Source organism: Microbacterium meiriae (assembly GCF_040686935.1).
Taxonomy (GTDB): Bacteria; Actinomycetota; Actinomycetes; order Actinomycetales; family Microbacteriaceae; genus Microbacterium; species Microbacterium meiriae.
The window spans coordinates 62298-79746 of record NZ_JBFBMF010000007.1; the positions used below are offsets into that span (position 1 = coordinate 62298).

17 protein-coding genes are annotated in these 17449 nt (G+C 68.8%); 9 read left to right on the forward strand and 8 right to left on the reverse strand.

Annotated elements, in window-relative coordinates; translation table 11 throughout:
- The first annotated feature begins 69 nt into the window (after positions 1-69).
- From cmtR to AB0P08_RS16955, 4 genes are read left to right on the forward strand one after another with little or no spacing between them, the layout of a single operon-like run.
- On the forward strand, positions 70-429 hold the full coding sequence (gene cmtR / locus AB0P08_RS16940) for a Cd(II)/Pb(II)-sensing metalloregulatory transcriptional regulator CmtR (protein WP_007633539.1): 360 nt from the start codon (positions 70-72) through the stop codon (positions 427-429).
- Positions 426-2336, forward strand: coding sequence for a heavy metal translocating P-type ATPase (locus tag AB0P08_RS16945; RefSeq protein WP_280566087.1), 1911 nt, complete (start codon positions 426-428; stop codon positions 2334-2336). Before cmtR ends, AB0P08_RS16945 begins: the two co-directional genes overlap by 4 nt.
- The gene (lspA, locus tag AB0P08_RS16950; protein ID WP_280566089.1) at positions 2333-2887 is read left to right on the forward strand and encodes a signal peptidase II; all 555 of its coding nucleotides are present in this window, start codon (positions 2333-2335) and stop codon (positions 2885-2887) included. The genes AB0P08_RS16945 and lspA overlap by 4 nt, the downstream gene beginning before the upstream one ends.
- A complete protein-coding gene (locus tag AB0P08_RS16955; protein WP_280566091.1) occupies positions 2884-3192 on the forward strand; it encodes a hypothetical protein in 309 nt (102 codons plus the stop codon). Before lspA ends, AB0P08_RS16955 begins: the two co-directional genes overlap by 4 nt.
- Before the next feature lie 146 nt (positions 3193-3338).
- On the opposite strand, the gene AB0P08_RS16960 is transcribed toward AB0P08_RS16955, so the two are convergent.
- From AB0P08_RS16960 to AB0P08_RS16995, 8 genes are all read right to left on the reverse strand, one after another.
- A complete protein-coding gene (locus tag AB0P08_RS16960; protein WP_280566093.1) occupies positions 3339-3743 on the reverse strand; it encodes an arsenate reductase ArsC in 405 nt (134 codons plus the stop codon).
- A gap of 16 nt (positions 3744-3759) precedes the next feature.
- The gene (locus tag AB0P08_RS16965; RefSeq protein ID WP_280566095.1) at positions 3760-4764 is read right to left on the reverse strand and encodes a metalloregulator ArsR/SmtB family transcription factor; all 1005 of its coding nucleotides are present in this window, start codon (positions 4762-4764) and stop codon (positions 3760-3762) included.
- The gene (arsB, locus tag AB0P08_RS16970; protein WP_280566097.1) at positions 4761-5849 is read right to left on the reverse strand and encodes an ACR3 family arsenite efflux transporter; all 1089 of its coding nucleotides are present in this window, start codon (positions 5847-5849) and stop codon (positions 4761-4763) included. Before arsB ends, AB0P08_RS16965 begins: the two co-directional genes overlap by 4 nt.
- Positions 5846-6172, reverse strand: a complete 327-nt coding sequence (trxA, locus tag AB0P08_RS16975) for a thioredoxin (protein WP_280566099.1) — start codon at positions 6170-6172, stop codon at positions 5846-5848. Before trxA ends, arsB begins: the two co-directional genes overlap by 4 nt.
- Positions 6169-7143 carry a thioredoxin-disulfide reductase gene (gene trxB / locus AB0P08_RS16980; RefSeq protein WP_280566101.1) on the reverse strand — a complete coding sequence of 325 codons (975 nt, stop codon included), beginning with the start codon at positions 7141-7143 and terminating at the stop codon, positions 6169-6171. The genes trxA and trxB overlap by 4 nt, the downstream gene beginning before the upstream one ends.
- Positions 7144-7231: 88 nt before the next feature.
- Positions 7232-8923, reverse strand: a complete 1692-nt coding sequence (locus AB0P08_RS16985) for a site-specific integrase (protein ID WP_280566105.1) — start codon at positions 8921-8923, stop codon at positions 7232-7234.
- A 59-nt stretch (positions 8924-8982) separates the two neighbouring features.
- Positions 8983-9312 (reverse strand): helix-turn-helix domain-containing protein, encoded by a 330-nt coding sequence (locus tag AB0P08_RS16990; protein ID WP_280566107.1) that lies wholly within the window; start codon positions 9310-9312, stop codon positions 8983-8985.
- Positions 9309-10136 (reverse strand): tyrosine-type recombinase/integrase, encoded by an 828-nt coding sequence (locus AB0P08_RS16995; protein WP_280566108.1) that lies wholly within the window; start codon positions 10134-10136, stop codon positions 9309-9311. Before AB0P08_RS16995 ends, AB0P08_RS16990 begins: the two co-directional genes overlap by 4 nt.
- A gap of 451 nt (positions 10137-10587) precedes the next feature.
- On the opposite strand from AB0P08_RS16995, the gene AB0P08_RS17000 reads away from it, so the two are divergent.
- From AB0P08_RS17000 to AB0P08_RS17020, 5 genes are all read left to right on the forward strand, one after another.
- Positions 10588-11040 (forward strand): hypothetical protein, encoded by a 453-nt coding sequence (locus AB0P08_RS17000; protein WP_280566109.1) that lies wholly within the window; start codon positions 10588-10590, stop codon positions 11038-11040.
- Positions 11041-11157: 117 nt separating this feature from the next.
- Positions 11158-11589 carry a hypothetical protein gene (locus AB0P08_RS17005; RefSeq protein ID WP_280566110.1) on the forward strand — a complete coding sequence of 144 codons (432 nt, stop codon included), beginning with the start codon at positions 11158-11160 and terminating at the stop codon, positions 11587-11589.
- Complete coding sequence (locus AB0P08_RS17010) at positions 11586-13391, forward strand: TraM recognition domain-containing protein (RefSeq protein WP_363590605.1); 1806 nt, start codon at positions 11586-11588, stop codon at positions 13389-13391. The genes AB0P08_RS17005 and AB0P08_RS17010 overlap by 4 nt, the downstream gene beginning before the upstream one ends.
- A 164-nt stretch (positions 13392-13555) precedes the next feature.
- The gene (locus AB0P08_RS17015; protein WP_017883441.1) at positions 13556-14104 is read left to right on the forward strand and encodes a hypothetical protein; all 549 of its coding nucleotides are present in this window, start codon (positions 13556-13558) and stop codon (positions 14102-14104) included.
- Positions 14105-14145: 41 nt separating this feature from the next.
- Positions 14146-17449: helicase-like domain-containing protein (locus AB0P08_RS17020; protein ID WP_363590606.1), on the forward strand; the 3304-nt coding region annotated here is incomplete at its 3' end.

Genomic DNA, 17449 nt, shown 5'->3' on the forward strand with positions numbered 1-17449 from the left:
CTGCTGGGTCGCGGGTGCGAGGTTCACCATCATCGACAATGGTTCAGTGATTGCTGTATAGTTCAGTGCATGCTGACTATTGCTTCGCGCCTCGACGTCATGAACCGGCTAGGCCGGGCCATGGCGGACCCGACGCGCTCCCGGATCCTGATGACCCTGCTGGACGGGCCGAGCTACCCGGCCGTGCTCTCGCGCGAGCTGGAGCTGACGCGCTCGAACGTGTCGAACCACCTGACCTGCCTGCGCGACTGCGGGATCGTGGTCGCCGAGCCCGAGGGGCGGCAGACGCGCTACGAGATCGCCGACCCGCACCTCGCGGCGGCGCTCACGGCGCTGGTGGACGTGACGCTCGCGGTGGACGAGCACGCGCCGTGCGTGGACGCCGAGTGCACGGTGCCGGGCTGCTGCGGGACGGGAGCGGGCGCGTGAGCGCGGCGTGCGGCTGCGACGAGCCGGAGACCCGGGTCGGCGAGGAGGCCGAGGAAGAGCGGGAGCGCCCGTGGTGGCGTGACCGCGGGATCATGGTCCCGGTGCTCTCCGGCGTCGCCTTCGGCACGGGCCTGGTCCTGGAATGGACAGGGGCGGAGATCCCGGCGCTGGTGGCGTTCTGGATCGGCCTGCTGCTGGGCGCGTCGACGTTCAGCCCCGGCGCGATCCGCAAGCTGTTCAAGGGCAAGCTCGGCATCGGGCTGCTGATGACGATCAGCGCAGTGGGCGCGGTCATCCTCGGCTACGTCGAGGAGGCCGCGGCGTTGGCGTTCTTGTACTCGATCGCCGAAGCGCTGGAGGACAAGGCCATGGACCGCGCCCGCGGCGGGCTGCGGGCGCTGCTCAAGCTGGTCCCGGAGACCGCGACCATCCGGCGGGATGGCGCGTCCGTGGAGGTCGCCGCGAAGGATCTGGCCGTTGGTCAGCTGATGCTCGTGCGTCCCGGTGAGCGGATCGCGACCGACGGGATCGTCCGCACGGGCCGGTCGAGCCTGGACACCTCGGCGATCACCGGGGAGTCGATCCCGGTGGAGGTCGAGCCCGGCGACGCGGTGTCGGCCGGGGCGATCAACACCGCCGGTGCCCTGGAGGTCGAGACGACCGCGGCGGGCACCGACAACTCGCTGACCACGATCGTGGAGCTGGTCGAGCAGGCGCAGGCCGAGAAGGGGGACCGTGCCCGCCTGGCCGACCGCATCGCCCGGCCGCTCGTGCCCGGCGTGCTGATCCTCGCCGCTCTCGTCGCGATCATCGGCTCGCTGCTGGGCGACCCGGAGCTGTGGATCACCCGCGCCCTCGTGGTGCTCGTCGCCGCGTCGCCGTGCGCGCTGGCGATCTCCGTCCCGCTGACCGTCGTCGCCGCGATCGGCTCGGCGAGCAAGTTCGGCGTGATCATCAAATCCGGTGCCGTGTTCGAACGGTTCGGCGTGATCCGCCACGTCGCCGTCGACAAGACCGGCACCCTCACCCGCAACGAGCCCGCCGTCACCGCCGTCCTCACCACGGACGGCGTGACCGAGGCGCAAGCCCTGGCCTGGGCGGCATCCCTGGAGCAGCACAGCACCCACCCGCTGGCCGCCGCGATCACCGCCGCCTCGCCCGGAGCCCCCGCCGCCCTGGACGTGACCGAGCAGGCCGGGCACGGCATCGAGGGCACCCTCGACGGGGCCCGGGTCACCGTCGGCAGCCCTCGATGGCTGGACGCCGGGACGCTCAAGGACCAGGTCGCGGGCTTGGAGGAGCAGGGCATGACCGTCGTGATCGTGCACCGCGACGGGGCTCCGGTCGCGGCGATCGGGGTCCGCGATGAGCTGCGCCCCGAGGTCCCCGAGGTGGTCCGCACCCTCGCCGCCCAGGGCGTCGGGATGACCATGCTCACCGGCGACAACGCCCGCACCGCCCGGGCGCTGGCCGCGCAGGCCGGGATCGACGACGTGCGCGCCGAGCTGCGTCCCGAGGACAAGGCCGCCGCCATCAGCGAACTGGGCAGGCACGGCTCGGTCGCGATGATCGGCGACGGCATCAACGACGCCCCCGCCCTCGCCGCCTCAGACATCGGCATCGCGATGGGCGCGACCGGCTCCGACGCCGCGATCGAGTCAGCCGACGTCGCCTTCACCGGCCACGACCTGCGGCTCCTCCCGCGCGCGTTCGACCACGCCCGCCGCGGCAGGCACATCATCAACCAGAACATCATCCTGTCCCTGCTGATCATCACCGCCCTGCTCCCGCTGGCACTGTTCGGCGTGCTGGGGCTGGCCGCGGTGGTGCTCGTGCACGAGATCGCCGAGGTCATCGTCATCCTCAACGGGCTGCGCGCCGCGCGCACCAGGAAGTCGATCGCGTGACCGCGCAGGGCACCGTCGTCGCCGAGGGGACGAGCCCGCCCTCCCCGAAAGGTGGGAGGGCACTCGGCGTCGCCCTCGCGGTCGCCGTGCTCGCCGTGGCCCTCGATCAGGGGTCGAAGGCCCTCGCTGTGGCGCAGTTGACTTCTGGCGAGCGGGTTCCGCTGGTCGGCGACCTGTTCGGCCTGTCCCTGGTCTACAACCCCGGAGCCGCGTTCTCGCTCGGCTCCGGGTCCACCTGGATCTTCACCCTCGTCGGCCTCCTCGCCGCCATCGCGGTAGTTGTGTTCGCTGTGCGGCTGCGTGGCGCGCGGTGGGGTGCCGCGTTGGGCCTGGTCCTCGGCGGCGCGGTCGGCAACCTCGTCGACCGGCTCCTGAACCCGCCCTCCTTCGGACAGGGGCAGGTCACGGACTTCCTCGCCTACGGCGACCTGTTCGTCGGGAACGTCGCCGATGTCTTCGTCGTCGCCGGTGTCGGCCTGGTCTGCCTGAACCTTCTCCCGCCAGGCCCGGACCGGGCGTCGAACGACGCGCGATTCGAGGATGCCGCATGAAGGTCGAGCTGCTGCACATTGTCGGTTGCCCGAACACGGACGTGGCCGAAGCCAACGCGCGCGCAGCACTGGACGCTCTTGGATTCAGGGCCGTGCCTGTCGAGCTGGTCACGATCCGGACCGAGGCCGAGGCGGTAAGCACCCGGTTCGGAGGCTCGCCCACGATCCTCGTCGACGGCGTCGACCTGTTCCCGACAGCACCGGTCCGCTCGCTCGCGTGCCGCGTCTATGCGACGAGGAACGGGTTCGCCGGAGCGCCTACGCAGGAGCAGATCGAAGTAGCGCTGCGAGGCGCGTCCCGGTAGAGCAAGAACGGGCTGTAGCGCGATCGATGGCGCACGCCTCACGGCACATCGGTGTTCGCCGCAGGGACCAGGAAACCCAGAAACACAGCGGAGAGGCAGGGCCATTGGCCGCTGCCCCTCCCGTGCTCGCAGTCCCTCGCAGTCCCTCAAACGAGCAGTTCCGCCAGCAGCGTTTCGACGCGACCTTTGATCTCGTCCCGGATCGGGCGCACGGCATCGATGCCCTGTCCGGCCGGGTCGTCGAGCTTCCAGCCCTCGTAGCGCTTGCCGGGGAAGAACGGGCACGCGTCGCCGCAGCCCATGGTGATCACCACGTCGGAGTCCTGCACCGCTTCGGTGGTGAGCACTTTCGGCTGTTCGGCGGTGATGTCGATGCCGACTTCGCGCATCGCCTCGACGGCGACGGAGTTGATCTGGTCGGCGGGTATGGATCCGGCGGAGCGGACCTCGACGCGGTCGCCTGCGAGCTCGCGGAGCCAGCCGGCGGCCATCTGGGAGCGCCCGGCGTTGTGGACGCAGACGAAGAGGACGGAAGGCTTCTGGTCAGTCATTGTTGTTCGCTTTCGTTCAGTCGGTGAGCGTGGCAAGGAGGCCGCGGACGCGGCCCTCGATATCGTGGCGGATCGCGTCGACCCCGTCCGGGGAAGCGAGAGCCGGGTCGCCCACGGCCCAGTCCTCGTAGCGGACGCCGGGGATGATCGGGCAGACGTCGCCGCAGCCCATCATGATCACCACGTCGGCCGCGCGCACGGCGTCATCGGTGAGCGGCTTCGGGAACGCCGTCTCGGCCTCCTGCTCGCCCTCGATCTCGGTGAGCAGCGAGCGCACGTGCGGGTGCACGTCCGACGCCGGGGTGGATCCTGCGGAGCGTGCGATCACGCGGCCGTTGGCGAGCTGGTTGACGATCGCGGCGGCGAGCTGGGAGCGGCCCGCGTTCTGCACGCAGACGAACAACACCTGCGGCACCCCGGCCGAGCGGTCCCGCGTCAGGTCGGCGAGGCGCTGCCGGGCGAACCGTTCGGTCAGCGGGATCATGTGCGCCGTCAGCTTCGCCGAACGCACCAGGCCGGCGTAGGACTCGCGCACGATCGCGATCACGAGGTCCCGGTTCAGCCCGGTCAGCTCGTCCGCGAGTTCCTCGGCGAGGCGGGTCACGCGGGCGTCCATCTGCTGCAGGGCCGCGGCCCGTGCTGCGGTGTCTTCGGGTTCGTCGGTGACGGCCGCGGCGGGAGCGAACGCGTCGAGGAGGGACGCGACGGCGCGCTGCTTGCCCGGTGCGATGCGGTAGTACACCCAGGTGCCGCGCCGCTCGGACAGCAGCATCCCGGTCTCCTTCAGCACTTTCAGGTGGTGGGAAACAGTCGGCTGCGACACCTCGGCGAGGTCGGCGAGGTCGCACACGCAGGACTCGCCGCGCGGGTCGGTCGCGATCGCCGAGAGCATCCGCAGCCGCAGCGGGTCAGCGAGCGCTTTCAGTGCCCCGGCCACGGTCGTGGCGGCCTCGGTGCCGATCGCGTGCGCCGTGGACGGCGCGCACGCGTCGGCGTCGGAGATGACGGTCGTGTCGGTCATGACGTCCTCGATTCGGTGGCGTAGGGGTCGGTGTGGAACCAGGCCTTCGCGGCCCAGAGCGAGACGTAGACCAGGCCCACGAGCACGGGCACTTCGATGAGCGGGCCGACGACCCCGGCCAAGGCCTGGCCGGATGCCGCGCCGAAGGTGCCGATCGCGACCGCGATGGCGAGCTCGAAGTTGTTGCCCGCTGCGGTGAACGCCAGCGTCGTCGACCGTGCGTACCCGAGACCGAGGCCCTTGCCGAGCAGCAGCCCCGCGAACCACATCAGGCCGAAGTAGACCAGCAGCGGCAGCGCGATCCTGGCGACGTCCATCGGGCGCGAGGTGACCTGTTCGCCCTGCAATGCGAACAGCAGCACGATCGTGAACAGCAGCCCGTACAGCGCCCACGGCCCGATCCTCGGGAGGAACTTCTCCTCGTACCAGGCGTGCCCCTTGCGCTTCTCGCCGATCCAACGCGACGCGAACCCCGCCGCCAGCGGCACGCCGAGGAAGACGAGCACGTTCAGCGCGATCTGCCAGACGGAGACCTCCAGGCCCTGCGCGTCCAGGCCCAGCCAGCCCGGCAGCACAGTCAGGTAGAACCAGCCCAGCACCGAGAACATCACGACCTGGAAGACCGAGTTGATCGCCACCAGCACCGCGGTGGCCTCCCGGTCACCGCAGGCCAGGTCGTTCCAGATCACGACCATCGCGATACAGCGGGCGAGCCCGACGATGATCAGGCCGGTGCGGTACTCGGGCAGGTCCGGCAGGAAGATCCAGGCGAGGGCGAACATCACCGCAGGTCCCACGAGCCAGTTCAGTACGAGCGAGGAGACCAGGAGCTTCTTGTCGCCGGTGACGGCGGCGACCTTGTCGTAGCGGACCTTCGCGAGCACCGGGTACATCATCACCAGCAGGCCCAGCCCGATCGGGACCGAGATCCCGCCGACCTCCATCGCGGATAGCGCGTCGGAGAGCACGGGCACGAAGCGGCCGAGCAGGAGCCCCGCGATCATGGCGAGGCCGATCCACAGCGGCAGCCACTTGTCGAGGGTGGAGAGCCGTTTCGGGGCGGTGCGGGTCAGGGCGTCGGTCATGCGAGCAACTCCTCGAGCTTCGCCGCGTAGACGGGCTTCGGGTGCGCGCCGATCAGCACGTCCACCCGTTCCCCGTTCCGGTAGAACCCGAGGGTCGGGATCGAGGTCACGCCGGCCGCGGTCACGGTCTCGGGGTTCTGATCGGCGTCGACCTTCACGATCTTCACCCGGCCCTCGTACTCCCCGGCGAGCTGGTCCAGGATCGGGGCGACCGCCTTGCACGGGCCGCACCAGGTCGCCCAGATGTCGACCACGACGGGCAGCTCGGAGTCGAGCACTTCAGCCCGGAACGTGGCGTCGGTGACGGGGGTGACGGTGCTCATGCGGAAACCTCCAGAACAGGTGCGGAAACGGTGGCGGGAGCAAGGTTCGACAGGTAGTGCTGGGCGTCCTGCGCGGCCGCGCAGCCGGTGCCCGCGGCGGTGATCGCCTGCCGGTACGTGTGATCGACGAGATCCCCGGCCGCGAACACCCCGGCCAGGTTCGTCCGCGTCGACGGGTGCGCGACCCGCACGTACCCGTCCGCATCGGTGTCGACCTGGCCGGTCACGAGCTCTGAACGCGGGTCGTGCCCGACCGCGACGAACACCCCCGTCGCGTCGAGTCTCCGCTCGGTCCCAGTGACGCTATCGCGCAGCGTGAGCCCGGTGACCTGCTCGTCGCCGAGGATCGCGGCGACCTCGCTGTTCCAGGCGACCTCGATCTTCGGGTCGTCCAGCACGCGCTGCGCCATGATCTTCGACGCCCGGAACTCGCCCCGGCGGTGCACGACGGTCACCTTCGACGCGAACCGCGTCAGAAACAGGGCCTCCTCCATCGCGGAGTCTCCGCCGCCGACCACGACGATCTCCTGGTCGCGGAAGAAGAACCCGTCGCACGTCGCGCACCAGGACACCCCATGCCCGGACAAGCGGTCCTCCTCGGGGAGGTCGAGCTTGCGGTACGCGGAGCCCATCGCCAGGGCCACCGCCCGCGCCCGATACGTGGCCCCGGCACCGGTCTCGATGATCTTCACGTCGCCGTCGAGGTCGAGGCGGGTCGCGTCGTCGTAGACGATCTGAGCGCTGAACCGTTCAGCCTGCGCCCGCATCGACTCCATCAACTCCGGACCCTGCACACCATCGACGAAGCCGGGGAAGTTCTCCACCTCGGTCGTCGTCATCAACGCCCCGCCCGCGGTCACCGAGCCGGCGATCACGACCGGGGCAAGCCCCGCACGAGCAGCGTAGACCGCCGCGGTGTACCCGGCGGGACCGGACCCGACGATGACCAACTCGACCTCTTGATTCGACATGTATCTATATTGACGCTTCTCGAAGCACGCGGCAAGTCGGCGAGGCGCATCTGGGTGGTGTTTGCCGAAGGTTCATCTTCCGAGGCGGCTACGCACTGTCGGCCGTGATGTTCTGCGGTCCCGTGGCGGTGTGGGAGTAGCGCAGCGCGGTCTCGATGCCGATGCCGAAGAGGTCGCAGATGCGCCTGACATCGCCGCCGGCCTGCTCGACTTCATAGAGAATCCGGTCGGTGCGCAGGGCCTGGGCTGTCACTCCGGCCTTCTTCCAGGGGAAGTTCCGGCCGGGCGGCGAGAGACGGGGCGCGGTCTGGACGGTGACGAGCAGGTAGGGGTTCTTCGTTTCCGGCCAGCGCTGGGCACGGTGGTCGAGCCACGCGCTCAGGCGGACGCGGACAGGTTTCGCGAGCGGGATGAAGCGGACGTCGGGCATTCGCAGACGTCCGTCGATGATGTCGGTGAGTTGGATGTGCTGGACCTGCTGCGTGGTCAGGGCGTGGAAGGCGACGAGCGAGACGGCCAACGCGATTGCGGGGTCGGGGTTGACCAGGGCGTCGCGGATCACCGTGGGCTCCATTGGCAGCGGTGTGTTGCGCCGCGGGCCGCGCAGCGGGATCGCATTCGTCGGGTCGGTGAAGACCTGCTTGCGGCCGCGCAGGATCGTGAACAGACTGCGGAAGCCGAGCAGCATCGTATGGCGACGGGAGGGGTCGTCAGGGAGGGCGGCGAGGATGTCTTCGGTGCTGATCCCTGCGAGGCTGGTGCGCCCGTCGTCGACCCAGCGAGTGATCGCGGGGAGGATGCCATACATCTGGCCTTTGACGGTCATCGTGTCGCGGGGCTGACGGCGCGGCGGGGTCTTGGAGCCGTCGACCATGATGTCGCGCCAGAGCTCGAGCTGGGATCGCATCGGCTCGGGCAGGGCATGGGTCTTGCGTTCGAAGAGCTTGGTGAACGAGGGCACCCGATCGTCGATGAGGAGCCCGGCGTCCTCGAGGACTTCGATGGTGGAGCGGATGTTGCTGCCGTCGTCGTAGCTGCGCATCGCGAGGATGTCAGAGGCGCGAAAGCGCAGATTCGCGCCGGGGAACACGAGCTGCAGGACTTTCAGGGTGCGCCTGACCTGGTTGGTCTGTCGCTTGCTCCAGGCGTACTCGCGGGCTCGGGCGTAGAGGAAGTGGTCGGTGCGGCTGGTGATGTCGCGCAGCCGGATCTCGTTGGAGCGCTGACGGAGGCGTTCGGGGTCGGGGTCGATATGAAACAGGACCGGCTGGTAGCTGGCGGGAACCGGCGGCGGCGTGTTGATGACCTTGAGCGCTTCGCGGATGCTCATCGCCATCGGTAGGTGGAGTTCTGCGGGCTGACGGGAGTCGTTCATCGAGGCGAGGAAGAGCTGCTGGCCGTACGTGCGGGCCGCGTCGAGGTCGAGCGGTTCACCGGGCGTCTGGTGGTAGCGGGCGGTTTCCAGGCAGAGGCGGCAGTAGCCCTGCTCACCGATGGTGACCTCGCGGTGGCAGGAGACGCACTCGCCCTGCGGGTAGTGCGTGAACCACCAGCGGCACTTCCAGCACCGCCAGTTGCGTTGCCGGTAGACGCCCCAGGCGAGGCAATCGCGGCAGGAGCCTATGAAGCCGGGGCTGCCGGGGTGACAGTGGGCGCAGAGTCCTTGGCGGTAATACTCGGCCGATCCGCACTTGCTACAGGCCGGCGGTGTGAACGGGCCGCCGGGGATGCAGTCGTAGCAGAAGTCGATTCGGGGTGTGAGCCACGCGGCCGGCTTCACCCCGCACGCGGTGCAGGGCAGCGGCGGACTCAAGGGTCCGTTCGGGCCGCGTGCCGGACTCATAGCGGTGGTGCCGGCCGATCGTTCTTCGGGCCGAACCGGGACGCGACCATATTCGTGCTCCCATTCGCTTCTACCCGCCGACGGGTGCCGGGCTTGCGTGCTCGGACTTTCTCGGGCTCGGGCACCAGCAGATCAGTTGGCTTGCAGGCGAGGACATGGCAGATGACGTCGAGATCGTCCAGCCGGATCGTGGTCGGCGTGCCCGTCCACAGCCCGGACATCTTGCCCTGGCTGATCTCTAGCCCGGCGTCGGCGAGCATCCGCCGCAGTTCCGCCGACTTCCAGATGCCGCGCTCGGCGGCCTGGACTCGCAGGTTCCATTTCATCGCGTGGTCATCCCTTCGAATCGGTCTTCCAGCCGTTGGTTGGCTTGCATCCACGAGTCCTCGACGTGCTCGCCCGGGACGTGGATGTACTGCGTCGTGGTCGCCAGCCATTGGTGCCCCAGCAGCTCTTGCAGGGCTTTCAAGTCCATGCCCGCCAGATACAATGATGACGCGCAGTAATGGCGGAGCACATGCGGCGTCATCCGTCCGTCGGCCCAGGCGGGCAGGAACCGCTCAGTCGCTCGGGCCAGGCCTCGCCGGAGCACATCGTCGCTGGCCCGCCAGGAACGACCGAGCTCGTGATCGAACCGCTCGGACGGGATCATCGGGGCATCCGGGTCATCCCAATCAGGGCCGAACCGATGCCGCACATCGCCGAGCCACCAGTCGATGAGCTTGTCCGCCCCGTTGATCGCAGGCACAAGCCGCTGCTTCGACCCTCGTCCCCGCGAGCCTTTCCCGAACCGGACATGCAGCTTACCCAGCGCCCCGAGATCGGGCCGCCAGTCACGGATGTCGAGCTTCGTGCTCTCCGTGATGCGCACCCCAACCCTGCGCCAGAGCGACGCAGCAAAGTAGTTCCTGGCAGCGGGCAGGTAGCGCCGCTCGTCCTGGAGTGAGGCGGCCCACCCACCGAAGAGCCGATCGATCTCCGCATCGGACGGAGGCACACGGACCTTGCCCAGCGACGAGCCCGACTGCCGGTTGTACTCGTCGACGGGCTGCTCGATCACCCACTCGGTCAGCGCATTGATGTCACCCTGGTACCGGGCGATGGCAAAGTCGTAGAACTGCGCGATCGCGCCAGCCTTGCTCGCCCGCATCGTGACCGCCAACCAGCCCGACGTAGCCCGGCCAGAAAAGCGTCCGCGTCGGAGGGCCTTGCTTTCCACAGCGAGACGTCGAGATGGTGACGGAACTCGAACACGACTGCTCTGGACTGCGCGATGTAGCCGTCGCTGTGCCCGGCGGCAGCCATCGCGAGAGCGTACTGGTCGATGATCTCCTGCTCGAAGTCGTCAGCATCCTCCTCGGACCGCCAGCCCCTGGCAGTTCCGACACTCCGAACCGCAGCGAGCTTCATCACTCCGCAGCTTCACGAATCATGACCATGCATCAAGAATACTGCAAAAGTGTCAGGAATCATGATGGTTCGTCAGAATTCTCGACAAGCGGTAAGTCCGTTGCGGCGGCGGGCGGAGCGCACCTGCGAGGCATGAACCTCGGTCAGAAAGTTGCGGCTCTAGAGATACTGACTCATGGTGGGAGCACACGGTGAACCGGAGCGAACCCGACCGGGAACGCCTCACGGCGACCATGACGGTGCTCGATGACGGCCTGAACCGGATTGCCCGGAAGTACGACGGCAGCGTGCGGTTCTTCTACGAAGATCCCGAGACATTCGGTGCCGGGCACTTCGTGTTCTACCCCGAGAACGACACCCGCTCACGGTTTGCGATCGAAGAGCAGTACACCGGCACCGACTGGTCAGACGACGAACGACTGCCGACATCATGGACATGGACAGCCGAACGCCGAGTGCGTCACCCGGACGGCACCTCCGTGTGGGGCGTCGAACGCGAGGGTGAGAGCCGCGCGGAGGACTTCTGGCAGGTACTCGTCGAGGCGGAGAACTGGGCGCGGCGCACGCAGAACCGCGCCACGCAGACCGCACAGTTCGGCATCGGTCACCGCCGGGCGAACGATCCGCCCGCGCCGAGGCTCTGACCGTCGTCGGAGGCGGCGGGCGCACCTGGCGGCATGAGAAAAGCACCTGCCCATGCCCCTGTTCCCGCGCCGGTATCGATGCCGGTGATCCGTCTCGATGTGCACGACGACGGCACGATGAGCGCCACCGTCGACGGTGTGCCTCTCGCGCCGCCGGTCGCCGAGGGGGTGTGGCGGCGCGGCTCGTTCGCGCGGATTGTCGATCAGGTCACCGCCGAGCGGATGATCCCGGCGCGGGTCGAGGTCACCGAGGCCGATGGCTCGACGTTCACCGACATCATCACCGCCACCGCCCGGAAGAACACCCCAGCCCCTGACCTGCCGGAACCCGAACCGGCTGACGCTCCCCGGCTGCTGGAAGTGACCGGGGAGGGCTTTGTGCCCGGTGAGGACATTGCGGTGTGCCGCATCATCCGTCACACCGATGCCGCCTCGACCGGCACCGCCCGTGCGCTCATCGACCTGGCCCACGACCACATCGACGCTGGCGACGAGGTTGTGCTCGTGGGCCGGGTCTCGGGCACGTTCGTCGTGCGGAGCCTGTCATGAGCGCCCCCGCACCGGGCAGGCAGACCGGCTCATTCGGTGACGAGCTGACCAACGCCGCCATGATCGGCCTGATCGGGGTGTTCGCGCTCGCGCTGCTGCTGCGCGGGGCCGGGTCGGTGGCCGCGTTCCTCACCGGAACTGCTCAGCCGGCGGCTGGCCCCGCGGCTGGGGTCGGCGTGCTGTTCAACCCCGGCGACCCGGCGACCGTGCTGGAGGCCGAGGGTCTGAACGTCGTGGCGTACTGGATTGTCGCGGTCGTTCTGCTCGCGCTGCTGGCAGCGGCGATCACCTGGGTCTGGGCGCTGCTGCGCCGCCAGTCGCGCAAGACCGCGACCGACCCGCACCGGCTCGCCGGAATCGCCACGAGACACGATGTCGCCGGGGCCGCGTCGACCAAGGCGCTGCTGGGTCGGGCTGCGAACCTGCGCCCCTCGTTGGCACGCCCGGCACCTGCCGATGTGGGCTACCGGCTCGGCGCATCCCACGGGCGTGACGTGTGGGCCAGCGTCGAGGACTCGATTCTGCTGATTGGCCCACCGCGCTCAGGCAAGGGCCTGCACATCGTGATCCCGGCGATTCTGGATGCGCCCGGCGCGGTCGTGGTGACGTCGACTCGTCCGGACAACCTCACCGCGACCCTGCGCGCGAGGCAGCGCATCGGCCCGACCGCTGTGTTCGACCCGCAGCATTTGGCCGAGGGCATCCCCGCCGGGTTGCGCTGGTCACCCATCCGAGGCTGCGAAGACCCGCTGACGGCGATGATCCGCGCCACCGGCCTCGCCTCCGCGACCGGCCTGAGCTCCGGCGGCGTCGAGGGCGGCGGGTTCTGGGAAGGGAAGACGCGTTCTGCGCTGCAAGCGCTCCTGCACGCGGCGGCAATCGACCACCGTCCACCTGCCGAGTTGTTCAGGTGGACGCTCGACCCGACCGCCGCCGCCGATGCGGTGGCGATCCTCACCAACAGCCCACTGGCGGCGGGCGGGTGGGCCGAATCGCTGGAGGCGATGATCGACGCCGACCCGCGTACCCGCGATTCGATCTGGCAGGGTGTCTCGCTGTCGCTCAGTGCTTTGGCCGATCCGCGTGTGCTCGATGCGGTCTCGCCGGGCGAGGGCGAGGACTTCGACCCCGAGAAGTTCATCCAGTCGCGCGGCACGCTCTACCTGCTCGCGACCGGCGCCGGGGCCGGGGCTTCCGCCTCATTGGTGGCAGCGTTCGTGGAAGACCTCGTGGAAGCCGCCCGTAGGGTTGCGGCGCGCTCGCCGGGTGCGCGACTCGATCCGCCGCTGCTGCTCGCGCTGGACGAGATCGCCAACCTCAGCCCGCTCCCGAGTCTGCCGACGCTCATGGCTGAGGGCGGCGGCACCGGGATCACCACGATGCCCGTTCTCCAGTCGCTCGCGCAGGCGCGTGACCGTTGGAGCGAGAATCAGGCGAATGCGATCTGGGATGCGGCGATCACCAAGATCGTCCTCGGCGGCGCGTCCAACAGCCGCGACCTGCAAGACCTCTCGGCGTTGATCGGGGAACGCGACGAGTTCACCGACAGCGTGACTCTGGGCGACCACGGCACGCGCTCGAACCAGCGCTCGATCCGGCGTGTGCCGATCATGCCGCCCGACCGCATCCGCACCCTGCCGTTCGGCATAGCCGTCACGCTGTTGCGCTCAGCGGCACCGATCATCACCGACCTGCGGGCCTGGCCCAAGCGAGACGACGGGGAACGGCTGAAAGCGGATCGTGCCGAGATCGAGGCGCTGCTGGAACGAGGCACGGATGGCACCGGGGCCGCACCTATCTGACCGGCAGTACGAGGCAGGGAGGTGAGCACTGATGGCCAGACGCAGGAGCCGGAAAGCGCCGCCCGGTCAGCTGGAGTTCGACCTCTGGGGGCTGGCCGAGCAGACCGCTGACGAGCAGATCAGCGAAGCCGTCGAGAACACGCCCGGCGTGGAGGGAGCAGAACGTGAACAAGTACGGGGCGCAGGCGATGCGCCACTGGCAGACCCACGCGCCGGAGCGGTACGCGAGGATCGAGAACCCGACCCGGTTCTTCACCGAGCTGGGCCTGGAGGCGCAGGGCCAGATCACCGACCTGGCACGGCGGATCGAGACGAACCGCCCGTTGTTGCTGGCCAAGACGCGCTCTTCGAGGGAGACTTATCTCAAGGACGTGGCGCACCGGATGACGGCGCTACGGATCGCGGAGGAGGTCGTGATGCAGCAACTCGCCTGGGTCACCGACCCGAGTCTGCCGCTGGACGAGGCCCGTCAGGAGTGGAACGAGACTTCCCCGAACGACGAGAACCTGATCATGTGGGCCGAGCGGATGCAGGACGCCCCCGATCTGATGCCCGCGACGGTCGACCTGGAGCAGAAGGCCAAGGACTGGGCCGTACCGGTCTGGTTCTTGGAGGGCCTGGTCGAAGCGGAGATCCCGAGGCGGTATCTGGACGAGCACCAGAGCTTGCTGGCGGAGGCAGCGACGCTCCGCTTCCTGCGCGAAGTCCGCTAACTTCCTCCGCTGACGACACCGGCCCGGAGCCTGCCGCGCCGGTGCTGCGGTTCGTGCCGGACACGCACGACGACCTGGCCCCCTCGGGCGCGAAGGCCCGCTTCCACGCGAACGTCGCCGCCATCGAAACCGCACGGCTACTTGCCGAGCAGGAACGCCCGGCGACGCCCGATGAGCAGCAGACGCTTGCGCGCTGGTCGAGCTGGGGCGCGGTGCCCGATGTCTTCGACGAGTCCAAGCAGGACTGGAGCACGGAGCGCGAGCAGCTGCGGAGCCTGCTCACCCCGGACGAGTGGGATGCCGCCGCGCGCACGACGATCAACGCGCACTACACCGACCCGTTGATCGTGCGGCAGATGTGGCGGGCCATGACCGCGCTCGGCTTCGACGGCGGGCACGTCCTCGAACCGGGCTCCGGGCTGGGCACGTTCCTCGGCATGGCCCCCGAGCACGCCCGCATGACCGGGGTGGAGCTCGACCCGGTGACCGCGGCGATCAGCCGCGCCCTGTACCCGCACGCCGAGGTGCGGGGCGAGTCGTTTGCCGACACCCGACTGCCCGAGGGGTCGTTCGATGCAGCGATCGGGAACGTGCCGTTCTCGGACGTGACCTTGCACGACCCGGTGCACAATCCGACCCGGCAGTCGATGCACAACCACTTCATCCTCAAGGGCTTGCGACTCACCCGGCCCGGCGGGATGGTCGCCGTCCTGACGTCGCAGTACACGATGGATGCGCAGAACCCCGGCGCGCGCCGAGAGATGGCGCTGCTCGCCGATCTCGTGGGCGCGGTCAGGCTCCCCGCCGGGGCGCATCGGCGCACGGCGGGCACCGACGTGGTGACCGATCTGCTCATCCTGCGCCGCCGCGAGGACGGGCAGCCGACCGCCGATGACGGCTTGTGGGAGACGGTCACTCCGATCAGCCTGGACGGGCAGCGGGCGAAGATCAACGCCTACTTCGACCATCGCCCCGAGCATGTGCTCGGTGAGATGCGTATCCGTCAGGGGATGTACGGCAGGCCAGCGGTCGCGGTCGACGGCGACCCCGGGCGGCTGGAAGCTGACTTGGCTGACGTGCTCGATCAGATCACGTTCAGCGCTCGTCGCACCGGGCTGACGTTCACCGCGCCCACGGCGGAGCATCGGGCGCGGCAGGCCGCACGCGTGCCGTCGCCGCCGCAGTTGTGGGATGGCAGCATCGTCGCCACCGACACCGGGTTCGGCACCGTCGCCGCTGGTTCCGTCGAACCGCTGGAGGTGCCTAAGAGCGCCGGGCCTGAGCTGCGCGCCCTGCTGGGGTTGCGCGATGCGGCGCACCGGCTGCTCGAACTGGAGGCCGCGACCGTCGATGACACCGACGAGATCAACGTGGCACGTGAGAGCCTGCACCGCGACTACCGCAAGTACGCCGGCAGGTACGGGCCGCTGAACCGCTACACGCTGCGCCGCACCGGACGCACCAACGATGCCGGGGAAGACACCTACGCCCGCACGGTGCCGACCCCGATCCGGGTGCTGCGCTCTGACCCGTTCGGGGCGCTCGTGCTCGCCTTGGAGCAGTTCGACGACACCGACCAGACCGCGACCCCGGCGGCGATCATGACCCGCCGGGTCGTCTCCCCGCGAACCGAACCACAAGGCGTGGACACCCCGGCCGATGCGATCGCGGTCAGCCTCGACCGCAGCGGGGGCATCGACTTGCCGCTGATCGCCGACATGCTCGGCATGGGCGAGGCTGAGGCCCGTGCCTCGCTGACCGGGCTGGTGTTCACCGATCCGGTCACCGACGAACTCATCCACGCCCCCGCGTACCTCTCCGGCGATGTGCGCGTGAAACTGGAGCAGGCCACGGCGCGCGCTGCCGACGAACCTGAGTTTCAGGCGAACGTGGACGCGCTGACCGAGGTCGTGCCCGAATCGCTCGGTGTGCAGGAGATCAGCGCCCGGATGGGTGCGGTGTGGATCAGCGCCGAGGTGCACGCGCAGTTCCTGAACGAGCTGCTGCGCACCCGCGAAGTGAACGTGGAGAACCCGCTGCCGGGCATGTGGGAAGTGCGCGGAGGCCGTCAAGGGCTGCTGGCCACCAGCGAGTGGGGCACCGAACGCCGCCCCGCCCCGGACATCGCCCAGGCGATCATGGAACAGCGCACCCTGCTCGTCTACGACGAGATCGAGGACGTCGACGGCAAGAAGCGTCGCGTGCTCAACCCGCTGGAGACCACCGCCGCGCAGGAGAAAGCCGATGCCCTGCAAGAGCGGTTCTCCGAGTGGGTGTTCGAAGACCCCGAACGCGCCCACACGCTCGTGACTGAGTACAACCGGCGCTTCAACTCCATCGTGCTCAGGGATTACACCGACGCGGGCGAGTACCTGAGCCTGCCGGGTCTGGCGGAGAACTTCACCCCGCGCCCGCACCAGCGCTCCGCCGTCGCGCGCATGATCGCCGAACCCTCCGCCGGGCTGTTCCACGAGGTCGGAGCGGGCAAGACGGCGGAAATGATCATGGGCGTCATGGAGATGCGCCGCATGGGGCTCATCGACAAGCCCGTGCTCGTGATTCCGAACCACATGCTCGAACAGTTCTCCCGCGAGTGGCTGCAAATCTATCCGCAGGCCCGGATTCTCGCCGCGTCCAGCAAAGACCTCACCGCCGACAAGCGCCGCCTGTTCGTCGCGCGGGCGTCGGCGAACGAGTGGGATGGCGTCCTGGTGACGCAGGGCGCGTTCGAGAAGATTCCGCTGCGCGCCGAGACTCAGCAGGCGTACATCCAAGCCCAGGTGGACGAGATGCGGGAGGTGCTCGCCACCGCGACGGGTGAGAACGCGATGAGCGTCAAGCGCATCCAGCGCAAGCTGCTGCAACTGGAGAACAAGGTCAAGGCCCGCATCGACACAGATCGGGATGCCGGGGTGTGTTTTGAGGACACCGGCATCGACTACGTGGTCGTGGACGAGATGCACATGTACAAGAACCTCGCCACCGATTCCAACATCTCCGACGCCGCGATCGAGGGTTCCAACCGCGCCAGCGACCTGCACATGAAGCTCGAGTACCTGCGCTCCCAGGGCCGTGAGCGGGTCGTCACCGGCGCGACGGCGACGCCGATTTCGAACTCGGTGACCGAGGCGTTCGTGATGCAGAAGTACCTGCGCCCTGACTTGCTGGAGGCTGCCGGGATCGGGGCGTTCGATGCGTGGGCGGCGACGTTCGGGCAGACCGTCACGCAGATGGAGATGGCCCCCACCGGCAACAACACGTTCCGTATGAAGACGAGGTTCGCGAAGTTCCAGAACGTGCCGGAGATGCTGAAGCTCTGGTCGATCTTCGCGGATGTGAAGACCG